The following is a 15,319-nucleotide window of genomic DNA, read 5'->3' as shown; positions in this document are numbered from 1 at the left end:
CTGTTTTACTTTCCGGCCTCCAGCACCCACTGAATCAGAGGCGCTGCAGCCGCCCGGTCGGTATAGTCCGCTCCTTCTTCCATGGCGGTCAGAAGATTCCTTTCGGATTCTGTAATCTGAGAAGCCGGTTTTCCTCCAATCATCTTCTTCACCATGCCCATCATCATCTTATCGCCGCCGCTGACTTTCGCAGGGTCGTAAGCGCCGCTAAGGAAAAAGCACGGCAGCTGGCTGAAGCTCTCCTCTTCATCGGATAGTTTTCGCTTTGCGCCTGCCTGCCGCAAAATCATTTTAAAAGAGGATTCCTGCTTGAAGAAATTCAGTTCCCGCAGTTCCGCTCTGGCATTTTCGTCCTCTACATTGAGCCCGACAGCATATACGGCAATCTTCTTTTGGCAGAGTTTCGGATACCATTTCCGCAGACGGTCCATTCCCAGAATCCGTCCTGCGTGTACCGCTCCGCCGAAGACAATCACATCATAATCTTCAAGCAGCTTCTCACTGCATTGATCCGCGGCAAATAACGCGCCGCCGGTCTCCTCGCAGATCCACTGCCCGTACTGCTTCGTTGTTCCGTATTTTCCTGCATAAACGACTGCGACTTTTCCCATGTTAAAACTCCGTTTCTGTTTGCGTTTCTGTTTGCGTTCTTAGCTTCACTCTTATTTGCTCAATATCCCGATCAGGTCGTACATTTCTCTGTCGATTTCCCGCTTCTGTGCCAGCGCCTGCTGCAAATCGTAAGCAACGATTTCGCCGTTTACCGTACCGATTGCCTTGCTGTCAGAATCCTCCTGCAGAAGTTCCACCGCCTTCGCGCCGGTCAGAGTCGCCAGCATCCGGTCGCGCAAAGTAGGCGTGCCGCCCCGCTGCAGGTAAGAAAGGACTACAGGCCTTGTCTCTCTGCCGGTTCTCTCCTCGATGGTCTTTGTCAGCGCCGCAGTAGAAATTTCTACGCCCTCGGCCTTAATAATGATGCTGTGCTGCTTTCCGCGGTTTGCCCCGATGAGAATTTTCCGGCACAGCTCGTTTACATCGGTTTCAATCTCAGGAATTAAAACCGCCTCCGCGCCGCCGGCAAGTCCTGCATAAAGGGCGATATCTCCGCAGTGTCTTCCCATCACTTCGATGACCGTGGTCCGCTCATGGGACGATGAAGTATCTCGCACTTTAGAAATCGCATCCAGCACGGTGCTTACCGCCGTATCAAAACCAATAGTAAAATCCGTATAGCCTAAATCGTTATCGATGGTGCCCGGCAGTCCCATGACCTTAATTCCACGCCTGTCGAGGTCACATCCACCGCGCAGCGATCCATCGCCGCCGATGACAACCAGACCTTCAATACCAAAAGTTTCCAGTACGTTCACCGCATGAGCCTGCCCCTCCTCAGTACGAAATCGTTTACTCCTGGCAGTCTTCAAAATTGTACCGCCGCGGTGAAGAATGTCACCTACAGAATTCCTATCAAGTTGACAAATTTCGCCATCTAACAGTCCTTCATAGCCGCGTTTAATTCCATATACTTCCATACCTGCTTCGATGCCGCAGCGCACCACCGCGCGAATGGCCGCGTTCATGCCCGGAGAATCTCCGCCACTGGTTAACACACCGATTCGTTTCATGTTCTCACTCTCCCTTTAATGTTCGGTCTTCCGACCATTTCTGCCACCGTATCAAACAGCGCAATAGACGGATAAACACCGCCGCCAGCGCCGGTTCTCACGATTTTTCCATTTTGCAGATAAATCAGCACCGGCGTGTTTCCAGGATATTCCTTAAAAATCTCCTGCAGTCTCCCAAGGATTTCCTGCTCATCTGCCTCCTGCGGAATCCGTACCTTGACAGTTTCCGCGCCTGTCCCGGCACCCTGGGTTCTGCCACCTTGCGCGTTTCTGCCTCTTTCCGGCGCCGCCTGTTCGTGTTGCAGATGCTGCTCCACATCATGAATGCCTACGACAGAATCAGCAAGTAGCTTCGGCATCTCATCTTCCTTAAAATTCAGTTTACCTTTCACGACTACGACGTTATCCTCCAGAATCGCTGCGCTGCACCGTTCGTATACATTCGGAAATACTACGACCTCTACTTCGCCGAAAAGATCCTCCAGATTGACAAATGCCATCATCTTGTTGTTCTTTGTAATTTGATTTTTCTTGCCGGCAATCATACCAGCTAGCGTTACGGTCATGCCGTCCTGAATGCGGCTATCGTGATGCCCCTCTTCAGAAGCCGCTGCCAGTTCCTCACTGGTCACGCTTGCATACTTCTGTATTTTATCCGCGTATTCGTTCAGTGGATGGTCGGTAATATATACGCCCAGCATTTCTTTTTCCATGGCAAGGAGAATATCCTTGCTGAAATTATTCACATCAGGCAGCGTCCCCGACGTATCGCCGCTGTTCATCTCTTCACTGCTGATGGCAAAGAGAGAAAGCTGACCGGCGATATTCTTCTTAGCACTGTTCTGCGCTGATTCGACTAGTCCCTCGTAGACTGCTAGGTGCGCCGCCCGGTTTTGGTTCAGGCAGTCAAGGGCGCCCGCCTTAATCAGACTCTCTACCGCTTTCTTGTTGACTTCGCTGATTTCCACGTTATTGATAAACTGGAAAATATCCTGCGGTCGTCCTTTTTCTTCTCTCGCCTTGATGATAGCGTCGATGGCACCTTCACCAACGTTCTTGACACCCAAAAGCCCAAAGCGAATCTTTCCATCTACCACGGAAAACTTTTTCTGACTTTCATTGATGCAAGGCGGCAGTACCTCGATACCCATTTCCTTACAGTTTCTAATATATTTGGCAATGGACTTGGCATCTCCCATGACACTGGTCATCAGCGCTGCCATAAATTCCACCGGATAGTATTTCTTTAAATATCCCGTCTCGTAAGCTACTACCGCATATACCGCTGCGTGAGATTTGTTGAACGCATACTGGGCAAAAGTTTCCATGTCCGAAAAGATAGACTCCGCTGCTGCTTCACTGATACCGTGACGCACACAACCTTCAATCTCAATATTGCCGTTTTCATCCGTCTTCCCATGAATGAAGTACTCTTTTTCCTGCAGCATCACATCTTTCTTCTTTTTACTCATGGCACGGCGCACGATGTCAGAGCGACCAAAGCTATAGCCTGCAAGCTCCCGCACAATCTGCATAACCTGCTCCTGATAAACAAGGCAGCCATAAGTTACATCCAGAATCGGAGCAAGCTGCGGCGTCACATATTTGATATGATCCGGATTCTTCTTATTTTCAATGTACTTTGGAATAGAATCCATTGGTCCCGGACGGTATAGAGAAATACCCGCTACTACATCTTCAAAACAAGAAGGTCTCAGGTTTTTCATAAACTGCGTCATGCCGCCACTTTCCAGCTGAAATACGCCTAAAGTATTGCCGCTGGCGATCATATCGTAGACGGCTTTGTCATCGTAGCCCATTTTGGCAAAGTCGATGGTCACGCCATAATTTTTCTCAATAAGTTCTAATGCGTCCCGAATGACGGTCAGGTTCCGAAGACCCAGAAAGTCCATTTTCAAAAGTCCCAGTTCCTCGATGGTTGTCATATTGAACTGGGTAGCAACACCTTTATCGGACATATAAAGCGGCACGTATTCGTCCAAAGGCAGCTTTGAAATTACAACGCCTGCCGCATGGGTTGACGCATGGCGCGGCATGCCCTCAATAGCGCGAGACATGTCAATCACCTTTGCAATCCGGGCGTCGCTTTCATACATGGCTTTCAGCTCCGGATTCATGGAAAGCGCCTTATCGATAGTCATTTTCAAATCAAAAGGAATCGCCTTAGCGACTCTATCTGCTTCCGCATAACTGAGATTCAACGCTCTTCCCACATCCCTGACCGCAGCTTTTGCTTTCATGGTTCCAAAGGTGATAATCTGCGAAACGTTTTCTTTTCCATATTTCTTGATTACATAATCAATAACTTCTCCGCGGCGTTCGATGCAGAAGTCGATATCGATATCGGGCATACTGACACGCTCTGGGTTCAGAAAACGCTCGAAAATCAAGCTGTACCTAATGGGATCAAGGTCGGTAATTCTAAGAGTATACGCAACCAGACTTCCTGCAGCGGAGCCTCTTCCCGGTCCTACCATAATGCCGTTTCTCTTGGCAAAATCGATGAAGTCCCATACGATCAAAAAGTATTCCACATAGCCCATGTCCTCGATGACGCCAAGTTCATAATCGAGTCTCTCCTGAAGCTTTGGCGTAATTTCATCATAGCGCTCTTCCAGTCCCTTCTGGCAAAGTTCCCGCAAATACTGCTGATTGGTCTTGCCTGCGGGCGGAATAAATTCCGGCAGATGATAATCTCCAAAAACAAATTCTACGTTGCATTCCATGGCGATTTTATGTGTATTTTCAATGGCCTCCGGAGCATAAGCGAAGATTTTCCTCATCTCATCTTCACTCTTTAAGTAGAACTGATCGTTAGGAAAGCGCATGCGCTTTTCATCGTCAATGGTAGTTGCTGTCTGAATGGCCAGCAGCACATCATGAGCCTCCGCATCTTCCTGCTTTACGTAATGTACATCGTTGGTTGCAACCAGTGGAATGTCCAACTCTTTGGACAGCTTAACAAGCTGCGGGTTAATCATAGCCTCTTCATCAAGTCCCTGATCCTGCAATTCCAAATAGAAGTTTCCGTGACCAAAAATCTCATCCAGCGCCTGCGCTTCTGCCTTTGCTCCCTCGTAGTCCCTGTTTAAAAGACAGCTCTGCACCTTCCCTGCAAGGCAGGCAGACAATGCGATAATACCTTCGCTGTGAGCGCGCAGTACATCCTTATCGATTCTCGGTTTATAGTAGTATCCTTCGGTAAAGCCTTTAGATACGATTTTAATCAGGTTCTTGTAGCCATCGTTGGTCTTTGCCAAAAGAACCAGATGTCCCTGATACTTGTCCTTATCAGCATCTTTGTCATACATGGTCCTTGCCGCCGTATAGACCTCACAGCCGATCACCGGTTTAATGCCCTGTTTTTTGCACTCTTTGTAAAAATCGATGACGCCGAACATGACGCCATGGTCGGTGATAGCAAGGGAATCCATGCCCAGTTCTTTAGCACGGGCTACTACGTCGGTAATTCTCGCCGCACCGTCCAGCAGGCTGTATTCTGTATGAACATGTAAATGTGTAAATGCCATGTGTGTTACCTCTCCACTATATATGCTGACTCACTTTCTTTTAGGAGTCTGTCAAAATCGCTTTCGTATGTTCTATGCAGTTACTTTTCCTTTATCCGCTAAAATTTCTGCATCTACTTCTTCTGATGTTTCTCTATGATTTCTGCCAGAACTGTCAACGCTCGTGCCAAGTCATCCGGATCTGCATAAGCATAGGAAAGCCTGATGGCGTGATTTTCTGCGTAGTCGTACACATTGCCGGGATTCAGCAAAATACCAGCCTTCAAAGCCTCTGTAAAAATTTTGTCCATTGGCAGCCGCTTATCGAAACGAAGCCAAATATAAAATCCGCCTTTTGGTTTGTTCCATGTAGCTAAGTCTTTAAAATATTTATCCAGCGTTGCCAGCGCATTATCTCTGCGCGCCCGAAGTTCCCTGCGAAGTTGTTCCAGATAGATATCGTAATCGCCGCTTGTGATTAATTCCGTCATCATCCACTGTGAAACAGAACTAGCGCCGTAATCGGTCTGCATTTTTACATCGCCCAGTCTATAAACCACCGCCTCGGGTCCGACAACCCATCCGATTCTAAGTCCTGGCGCCATGGTCTTTGAAATCGTTCCCATGTAAATGACAGAGCCAGTTTTATCTCTGGATTTGAGAGAAGCTGGCGGCTTTTCGTCCAACCACAGCTGACCGTATGCGTCATCCTCCAAAATCGGCATAGGCTGTTTCTGGCAAAATGCCATAACCTCTTTTCGACGCTTTTCGCTCATGACCGTGCCTGTCGGATTGTGGAATGTAGGAATCGTATAAAGGAGCGACTCATTAGAAGCATCCTTGATATTCCAGTACTGCAGTCCTTCCTCATCCAGCGGTACACCATGAAGGTTCATCCCTGCCGACTGAAAAATCTGCAGAGACTTCAAATAAGACGGCGCTTCTGTATAAACGTCGCTTCCCCGCTTCAGCATACACACAGAAACCAGCTGCAGAGCCTGCAGGGAGCCGCTTGCAATCATAATATTAGATGCTTTAGCATCGATTCCCTGACTTTCTTTTAGCCATGCAGAAAGCGCCTGTCCCAGCTCTGGAAGACCTAAAGTACCTAAATAGCCCAGATTAGGAATCCGCTCCGGCATTCTGCGAAAAATCTTGCTAATCAGCTTGCCCGGATACAGCTCTGGCGATAATTCGCCTGTGCCGATACGAATATATCCTGGTTCAAATTCCATCTTGTTGATGGTCTGAATGGTAGATAGATTGGCGCCAAAAGGTCCGCTTGCAATGTATTTGTTCCAGTCCGGGGGCTGGCTCATACGTAGAGACCAAGTGTTGCTGGCAACTCTCGTGCCACCTCCGAAATCACTTTCTAAAATGCCATAAGAAATCAGTTCTTCCATAGCACTGACAATAGTGCTTCTGTTGACTTCAAAGGCCTTTGCCATAGCTCTTTGGCTGGGCAAACGACTGCCGATTACCCAGTCCCCCGCAGCTATTTTATCACTGATATATTTCACAATTTGTCTGTAAATCGGCGTTTTATTCTGTTTGTCAGGTTTCCAGTCCAGTGTAATCATTTGGTTGGTTTCTTTCCTTTTCTTTGGTCGACAACAAAGATGATACTCTATGCTATTATTTTACCATACCTGATCAAAAAATAAAATAATATTGGAGGATTACTATGCCACTTTTCTTACGAGGATTCAACAGCAGATGATTGTGTAATTGCATAAAAGAAGAGCGAGTCCCGCTGGCTATCGGAAGACCCGCTCTTTTTTAGTATATTTCATGCACTATCTTATAGGCTTTCTGCAGAAAATCCGCATATTTATTACGACATTTATTACGACATCAGCGCACAATCCAGCTACCATTTTTGTTGGAACCACTACGTGTAATACTACCTTCATCCTTTAGCTTCTTCAAAATGCGCTGCGCTTGCCGTTCAGAAATGTTAAGCTGCTCAGCCAATCCTTTTGCTGAATATTTTCCCCTCTGTTGCAGAAGCTTAAGCATCTGTCTTTCTATTGTAGCTCTGTCATCTACCAATCTTTTCCCTTCTGCTAAATCCAGTAACAAATCACGAATGACTTCTAAGATATAGCAAACAAAGATTGTAGATTCTCCGCTGACATTTGCATCATTTAACGCTTTATAATAAGCTTCCTGCTTTTCATGTATCATCATTTCGATGGGCAACCATAAAAAGAAGTCTTTCCACTTTGCTAATATCAAAGTATGCCACAGGCGTCCAGTTCTCCCATTCCCATCAGCAAAGGGATGAATAAATTCAAACTCATAATGGAAGATGCACGATTTTATTAAAGGATGCAGCGCTGAATTTCTTAGCCAGCTGAATAGCTCGTCAATTAATTCAGGCACGTATTGAGGTGGTCTACCTGCATGAATTAGTGCAGTGCCTGCGTACACACCAACTCCTTTGCTTCGAAAGCGCCCCGCTTCCCCCACTAAATCAGCCATCATAATTTTATGCGCTTTGAGCAAATCTTCTATGGAATACGGATTCAATTCCGTCAGCAAATCGTATGCCTCATATGCATTCTTTACTTCGCGAATGTCCTTCGGAGGTCCCAGTACTCGTTTGCCTGCAATGATATCGCTTACTTGCTCAATCGTCAGTGTATTCTGTTCTATTGCCAGCGATGAATAGATTGAAAGAATTCGGTTTTCTCTGCGAAGCTTTGGATTTCTCGATAATCCATTCGCAGTGGAAATTTGTCCCGCTAAGTCGCCAATCTGAATCACTAAATTGGTAATTTCTTCTGTCATCGTGAACGGCGGTTCATAATAATCCATCAATATTTTCACCTCCCAGCATATCATTTCTCCTATAGTATTCCCACTACCCGTAGATATAAAAATTATATCTTGACCTATCTACCGAATCAATGAAATGATTTTGTGTTTCAGACTGCTTCTATGCACATTTTTCTATATACTTTTATTTTGGGACGGAATCTGCGCAATCACCACTGCCGCAAAGATAACAGCACATCCTATCCCCTCTATGATAGTAAGGTGCTCTTTCAGTATCAGCACTCCAAATATTACAGAAAATACTGCCTCCAAACTCAAAATCAGTGATGCAACCGCCGGCTCCGTATCTTTTTGACCCAGAACCTGTCCGGTATATCCGACACCAGTAGAAATCACACCGCAGTACAGGATCGGAAGCCAGCAATTCAAAATGTCTGAAAGCACCGGCGTTTCAAAAATCAGCATACAGGCGATTCCTATGACACCGCTTGTAAGAAACTGCACACATGAAAGTCTGATTCCATCGCACTTCGGCGAAAAACAATCTACTGCCAAAATGTGAACAGAAAACGCAACTACACATAGCAGGATATACAGTTCTCCTGTACTGAGTCGAAATCCCTCTCTCTTTCCTGCCATAGTAAGCAGGTAAAAGCCAAATGCCCCTAACAATATACTGACCCATATCAGCGTTCTTACATGCTTGCCAAGAAAAAGCCCAAGCAGCGGAACGATTACTATGTACAGAGAGGTGATAAAACCAGTCTTCCCAGCACTTGTTTCAAAATAGAACCCAAACTGCTGCAGTGATGTTGCCAAGCATAAAAAACATCCGCAGCATATGCCTCCAATCAGCAGGTTTTTCTTGTCTTCTTTCTCATCTCGCTTCACTTCCCTGGAGCTTCCTGCACTCTTGTCTTTTCCTGCTACCTTAAGTAAATAAATTACCGGTATTAGCGCCAGACCTCCAATAAACATGCGAATTCCATTATATGTAAACGGTTGTAATACTGCTCCCGCTTTCTGTGCTACAAGTCCGCCGCCCCAAATGACTGCTGTCATAAGCAGTACTAAATTGCTTTTAAAGCTATTTTTCATGTCCTCATCCTTTCCTGTTTTTAATCATTATAACACCGCCTGTTTTTTCTGAAACAACCATGTTAGAAAAATAAGACCAACCAAACAGAAACTTGGTTGGTCTCTTTTTTCCCGTCTTGGTGGGTTACAAAGGCAGTTTTCTGTGGTATGATTTTATTGATATTAACTTAGAAGGAGTTTTTTTATGCCACTTTTTTTACAAGGATTTACCATCGGACTTGCCTATGTAGCACCCATTGGTCTACAGAATCTCTTTGTTATCAACACTGCACTGACACAAAAAAAGAGCCGTGTCTATCTGACTGCTCTGATTGTCACGTTTTTTGATGTTACGCTGGCATTAGCCTGCTTTTTCGGCATCGGCGCCATTATGTCAGCTTTTGAGTGGTTGCAGATGATTGTCCTCGGCGCAGGCAGTCTAATTGTCATGTGGATTGGAATCGGTCTTCTACGAGCAAAGGACAGTATGGATACCTCCACCAAAGTCGATATTCCGATTTTGAAGGTGATTTCCAGCGCATGCGTTGTTACCTGGTTCAATCCCCAGGCAATCATCGACGGCACCATGCTACTCGGCGCATTTCGAACTACCCTGCCGAAAGAGCATGTAGCGGAGTTTATTCTGGGTGTCAATTTATCATCCTTTGTGTGGTTTTTCGGCATCTCTACAATCTTAGCTCTGTTCAGCGCCAAATTCAACGACAAAGTGCTTCGCATTATCAATATCATCTGCGGCGCAATCATCGTATTCTACGGTGCAAAACTATTCATCAATTTTGTGCAGATGGTTGTGTAATTACATTAAAAGAGCGAGTCCCTCTAGTTACCAGACGACTCGCTCTTTTTATTGCATTTTAGGAGAATTAGTCATTGCGCCTATGTTTGTTAATTCCTGTAATACTGCTGGGTAAATCTTTACTAACGCCTATAAGAGGAATTGATATTTTCTCTCCTCATATAATTCCCAGCACGATACCCACATAATCCACAATCAGCCCTAATACTTCCATCTTAGTTCCTCCAATCCAATGTGCTTCATTTCGGTATCTTACTATTTATTCATAGTTTACCATTTTTCGACGCAACATTCAATTTTATCTTACCTACAGACGCAGCAAAAGAGCGATTTAACCTAAATTGCCATTTTTTTAAAAAAGTGTATAAAAGATTCGCCTTGCCATTTTATATGCCTTGCAATTTATGCAAGATGTGGAATAGTTTTATAAAATTCTTACAAAAAACGCAAGATTTCAGTAATATAGCAAGAATAAATCCTCGCAAGAACAACTGCTAATTAAATCGTCTCAAATATGTTTATACATTTTTTTAGCATTTTTTGATTTTCGGTTAAGAATCCCACCTCCTTCTTATACACTTTTTTCTAAAAACACCTGTTTTAGGTTAAATCATTGCGGCGATAGCGCCTTGCCGTGCCCCCTGCAAACCACCTGCTATTTTCTAAAATATGTTATAATCCCTAAAACCAGGTGGAATACTGTTATAAGCGAAACACATCAGGAGGTATAAAATGCTGAAAGAAAATGTTATGATACAGTTTTTAAAGAAGTTTGATGCTTGTCCTTTCACCATAAAAATGGGAAAAAAAGAGTATCAGATTGGAGATGGGATTCCTGCCTTTGCTGTTAAATTCCATAAAATGATTCCATTAGGCGATCTGTCCACCAGTACTTCTTTGGCACTAGGTGAAGCATACATGGACGGCAATCTGGAAGTTGAGGGCAGTCTTTATGAAGCGCTTGATCTTTTCCTTGGACAAATCGGAAAGTTTTCCACCGATCACAACGCACTGAAAAAGCTAATCTTCCCATCCAGATCAAAAAAGAATCAGGAAAAAGAGGTCAAAAGTCATTACGATATCGGCAATGATTTTTATAAATTATGGCTTGACGAAACGATGAGTTATTCCTGCGGCTATTTTCGATGCGCTAACGACAGTCTCTATCAGGCACAGGTCAACAAAGTCGATTACATTCTGGAAAAACTATGCCTGAAGGAAGGCATGCGACTTCTGGATATCGGCTGCGGCTGGGGATTTCTTTTGATCAGGGCGGCAAAGAAATACGGTGTACGCGGCATGGGGATTACACTCAGTCAGGAACAGTATGACGAATTTAAGCGGCGAATTGAGGCAGAAGGACTTTCGGACCTGCTGGATGTCAGACTGATGGACTATCGGGATCTTGAGAAGTCCAATCTGCAGTTTGACCGCATTGTCAGCGTCGGTATGGTAGAACACGTGGGGCGCGGTAATTATCAACAGTTTATCGATTGTGCCGCACATGTGCTGAAACCAGGCGGATTATTTCTGCTTCACTTTATCAGTGCGCTGAAAGAATTTCCTGGCGATCCGTGGATAAAAAAATACATCTTTCCCGGCGGTGTCGTGCCAAGTCTCCGAGAAATGCTGACCTGTATGGCGGAAGATGATTTTCATACGCTGGATATAGAAAATCTGCGCAATCACTACAACCGCACTCTGTTATGCTGGGAAAAGAATTTTCGCGACCATATAGAAGAAGTTCAGAAGATGTTCGGAGAACGGTTCGTCCGCATGTGGGAGATGTATCTGTCCTCCTGTGCAGCCACATTTCACAACGGAATCACTGATCTTCACCAGATTCTTATGTCTAAAGGCGTAAACAACGATCTGCCTATGGTAAGATGGTATTAGAAAAGAGCCAGGTCTGTCTCAAAATCAACTTTGCCTTAAATGGTGCATACGCAAAGAGGATGTCTCATTTTATTTGAGACATCCTCTTCATCTCAGCTATTTCTTTGTCCAAAGTCTGTTTGCGTATCTGCACTGTTTCAGCGCTGTCTTTGCAACCAGCTTCCCATCTTTATCATAGACTCTGAGCTGGACTTTGTAGTAGTACATCTGCCCTTTCTTTCCGGTAGTATTGGTATAAGTTTTTGCTTTCTTTGTTAACGCTGCCTTATAGCCGGACGCTTTCTTTGTAGAACGGTAATATCTGTATTTTACAGTATAGCCCATCTCTTCCAGTTCTTTAACAGCTGTCTCCGTAGCCTTATCTGCTTTTACAGTGACTTTCACATTCTTCTTGCTGGTTCTTTCTGAGCGAGCGGTTAGTTTCATCGCACCAACCTTTCCCTTTACTGCTTCAGGGCCTGGAGAAAGCGGCGTGTTCGGATCGTCAATATCCGTTCCCGGCTCATCATCTGCAGGCGGCTCAATCCATCCTGCGGAAGCCCTTTCCTTTGTATAGTCATCTGTATAATGGAATAGGATTACATCGCCGTCTTTGATGACCTGCTCTGCAACACCGTTTTTTACATATACACCATTAACCGTATACATCCAGCCAGAGTTCGGTCCGTTGTCAAACTCGGCAAGACCGTTGATGGCACTGATGTAGTTGCCTGTGCTGTTGGAAAATCCCATTCCCTTGATACTCAAGGCTTTTTCAATCACATCCAGAACCGTTGCGTCCTTATCCACAGTCACTTCCAGAGCAGAAATCCATTCCCGGTCGATTGTACCCTTTTTATAAGTATGTGAAACGCCGTCCTCGCCGTGCTTCTCATCACCGAGCAGAGTAAAGGTGACTTTTATCTTGTTATCCTCAGGCGCAGAAATTTGCTGTTCAGCTACAGTAATCTGCTGTTCCACAGTCTTTTCCTGATAAGAAATTGTCACACCGGTTACATCTTTTGTAAGAGGTGCAGCTTCATAAGTATAGTCTGTAATTTCTTCTTTCTTTCCACTGTTATATACTGCACTTACAACCATACCAGACGGGTTAAAATATTCTCCTGCGATATACGCCGTCTTTGAAGGCGCTTTTGTAATTTCAATCTTTGTCACTTCCAAAGGTGTTACAGTTACCGGTACTTCTGCGATTTTTCCTCCCAGGCTGACCATTACTTTCTGTGTATCCTTCTCCATAACAGAAGGCGTCACGCTGTAACCGCCTGTTACAGTTCTCTCTGTGCCGTCTGCATAAGTGACTTTCAGACTCATACCTTCCCCATCAAAGGACTCGCCCTCAAAGTATGCTGTTTTTTTCGGCTGCGTAACCACTTCAACGATTTCGATGTCGCCGGCAGCGTCAGCTTTTTCGACCTGCAAGGTAATATCCGGCAAAATTCCAAAATATGCTGTCTGACTGACTGCGGTAAAGTTTGGAGAAGCGCCTACTTCATAGGTAATTTCTCTGTGTGCGCCGTAACTGCTTCCAAATCCAAAAGTGAAAAGACCCCCTTGGGATACAGTCAGTGTGTCTTTTGTATAATCCGCCGGAATAGCTGCTGCATCACCCTTTTTCAGGCTATAGTTAGTGCTGCCAAAGAACATAGTCTTTGTAATGCTAACCTGATTTTCCATAGTCTGCGCTTTGGCATTAGCTGCAAAATTGTACTGTGCTGCGGTTCCTCCAACGGTTTTACCTTCCATTCCTTCTACCGTCTGATAGATTACCGCTGCTGACATATTATAAATTCCCGCTAGCTTATTGACAGGATGATACAATGTATCGAAACTGATTGCAAACTGGTCGCCTGCCACTAACGCCTTGCCCGGCGTAGTCTTGTTGGTAACCGCTGCTTTGACACCTTTCGCAGAAACCACCTGATAATCACAGGCAGTTCCGTCGCTGACCTTCACAATATTTCTGCCTTCGACCAACTTTACAGTATAACTGCCGTCTGCATTTCTTTCAGCTGGCACAAACCCACCATAGTTCAGCTTTCCGCCAGCATAATTAGGATTTGCCACCTCTACAGAAGCAACTTCACCTGTCGGTGTAAATGTATAGCTTCCATGGGCATCATCATAAACTGTTTTTTCCCCGGCAGCATCAGTCATCTCTGTCAGATAGTAAATGATATCCAGCTCCGCATCCAAGTCATCCCCTGCGAGTTTTCCATTGCTGACGGTTGCGTTCGTCTCGGTATTTACCTTAGCGTTGACACTGACCGTACTATCAGATGATCCTACAGATACTACAAACACACCTGTATTTTCCGGCCAGATTGCACCAAAGAACGGACCGCCAACCGCAGAAATATTATTAAAAGCGTCATAGGTTACAAGTACCACTGCAGTACCTTCCTTCTGCGCAGTCACTTTTCCACTTTCTGATACGGATACCACATCACTTGGTGTTCCGTCAAAGTTGACAGCCTCATAGTGATAGTCCGGCTCAATAAAGTAATTATTTGTAAGGGTGTCTACTGCCTCCCAGTTTCTCAGAGATACGATCTGGTATTCATCGTTTTTCTTCAACTTCAGATAGCCTGCGGGATTGATGTTCAGATAAATGTCTGCCATGTTGTAATTCTTATTTGAAGTTGAAGCTTTATCGACGGTTTTAGCGTTTTTTCCTTCCGGCTTCAAATCGCTTTCAGAAACATTTAAGATATACGGATCTTTGGACGCTGCCGGTGACTTGAATTTTCCGGTATAAGTCACATAGCCTTTCCCACTGATTCTGAAATTGTAATCCTTGTTTGCCGGCAGATTATAGGATACCGTCTTCAGCCCTTCCGCAGCCGGCACTTCACCAATAGTCTCCTGCTCTATAAACGGCTTGAAGTGTTTTTCCTTCGTGCCGACAAATACTTTTGCATCCGCCGGCACAGTAATCTGTACATTTCCTGTCTGCACATCTGCTTCCGCAGCAAATGCCATAGACGGCATCATGCAAAGTACCATGACGATACTTAGAAGAATGGCAGAAAATTTCTTTACTGTTTCGTTTTTCTTCATGTGTTCTTCCTTTCTACATTTCTGCCCACAAAAAAACTGCAGGCTCTTTGCCTACAGTCCGCATTTACTGTATCTAAACTCTGGATTCTTACGGTTACCTCGCCGCGGGATCCTCATCTCATGCAGGTCTCCTGGCTCATGGATTATCGTTTTTCTTTCCCTTCCCAGGTCTCCCCAGTGGGTGGCTCTTCACCAGTGGTAAAAACAATCCAATTACAGTGGCGGGTCCGCGCAAGGCTCTCACTTGCTTCCCTCTTAGCTCCCCTGTGGTACGCACAAGGAAGAACACAAAATGGTTTCTTTATATTTTGTTTTTAATTATAATCTGGAGAGACTTTGGATTTCCTTTTCGCAAAGCTAACTCCTATTTCATTATATCCTTGTGATTATTTTTTTGCAATACAATATTTTCAAATATATGCTATACATAAATGGCAATAGGTCAAAACGAGACAATTTGGTCAATTGCCAAGGTGAATTCCAGTTTGCCTAAGTAAATGTCAGGTACGCAAGAGTGGAGGATGTAAAAAGCTATG

The 15,319-nt window shown here is 44.9% G+C and carries 9 protein-coding genes and 1 riboswitch; of the genes, 2 read left to right on the top strand and 7 right to left on the bottom strand.

All coding sequences use genetic code 11. The features are described from left to right. Positions 1-5: 5 nt before the first annotated feature. The 6 genes from D1151_RS08765 to D1151_RS08740 form a co-directional block, all read right to left on the bottom strand. Positions 6-611: a flavodoxin domain-containing protein gene (locus tag D1151_RS08765; protein WP_160202930.1), complete on the bottom strand. Its 606-nt coding sequence runs from the start codon at positions 609-611 to the stop codon at positions 6-8. 51 nt (positions 612-662) lie between these two features. Continuing rightward, entirely contained in the window at positions 663-1,625 is a 963-nt protein-coding gene (pfkA, locus tag D1151_RS08760) for a 6-phosphofructokinase (RefSeq protein ID WP_161908641.1), read from the bottom strand. Then, a complete protein-coding gene (locus D1151_RS08755; protein ID WP_161908640.1) occupies positions 1,622-5,176 on the bottom strand; it encodes a DNA polymerase III subunit alpha in 3,555 nt (1,184 codons plus the stop codon). The genes pfkA and D1151_RS08755 overlap by 4 nt, the downstream gene beginning before the upstream one ends. A 113-nt stretch (positions 5,177-5,289) precedes the next feature. Further along, positions 5,290-6,735 carry a PLP-dependent aminotransferase family protein gene (locus tag D1151_RS08750; protein WP_161908639.1) on the bottom strand — a complete coding sequence of 482 codons (1,446 nt, stop codon included), beginning with the start codon at positions 6,733-6,735 and terminating at the stop codon, positions 5,290-5,292. Positions 6,736-7,009: 274 nt separating this feature from the next. Beyond that, complete coding sequence (locus D1151_RS08745; RefSeq protein ID WP_161908638.1) at positions 7,010-7,975, bottom strand: Fic family protein; 966 nt, start codon at positions 7,973-7,975, stop codon at positions 7,010-7,012. A 135-nt stretch (positions 7,976-8,110) separates the two neighbouring features. Beyond that, entirely contained in the window at positions 8,111-9,034 is a 924-nt protein-coding gene (locus tag D1151_RS08740) for a DMT family transporter (protein ID WP_161908637.1), read from the bottom strand. Positions 9,035-9,218: 184 nt separating this feature from the next. Here D1151_RS08740 and D1151_RS08735 point away from each other — a divergent pair, with 184 nt between their 5' ends. Both D1151_RS08735 and D1151_RS08730 read left to right on the top strand, forming a co-directional pair. Further along, on the top strand, positions 9,219-9,830 hold the full coding sequence (locus tag D1151_RS08735; RefSeq protein ID WP_160202924.1) for a LysE/ArgO family amino acid transporter: 612 nt from the start codon (positions 9,219-9,221) through the stop codon (positions 9,828-9,830). A 732-nt stretch (positions 9,831-10,562) separates the two neighbouring features. Next, positions 10,563-11,726 carry a cyclopropane-fatty-acyl-phospholipid synthase family protein gene (locus tag D1151_RS08730; RefSeq protein ID WP_161908636.1) on the top strand — a complete coding sequence of 388 codons (1,164 nt, stop codon included), beginning with the start codon at positions 10,563-10,565 and terminating at the stop codon, positions 11,724-11,726. 96 nt (positions 11,727-11,822) lie between these two features. Here the strand turns inward: D1151_RS08730 and D1151_RS08725 are convergent, their stop codons facing one another. Then, positions 11,823-14,783 carry a DUF4430 domain-containing protein gene (locus D1151_RS08725; RefSeq protein WP_161908635.1) on the bottom strand — a complete coding sequence of 987 codons (2,961 nt, stop codon included), beginning with the start codon at positions 14,781-14,783 and terminating at the stop codon, positions 11,823-11,825. Between the two features lie 103 nt (positions 14,784-14,886). Next, positions 14,887-15,089, bottom strand: a riboswitch (cobalamin riboswitch). Positions 15,090-15,319 lie beyond the last annotated feature (230 nt).

This window comes from Emergencia sp. 1XD21-10, assembly GCF_009936045.1.
GTDB lineage: Bacteria > Bacillota > Clostridia > Peptostreptococcales > Anaerovoracaceae > Senimuribacter > Senimuribacter intestinalis.
Note: the sequence above shows the minus strand (reverse complement) of the source record. Positions and strands in the feature narration are given on the sequence as shown.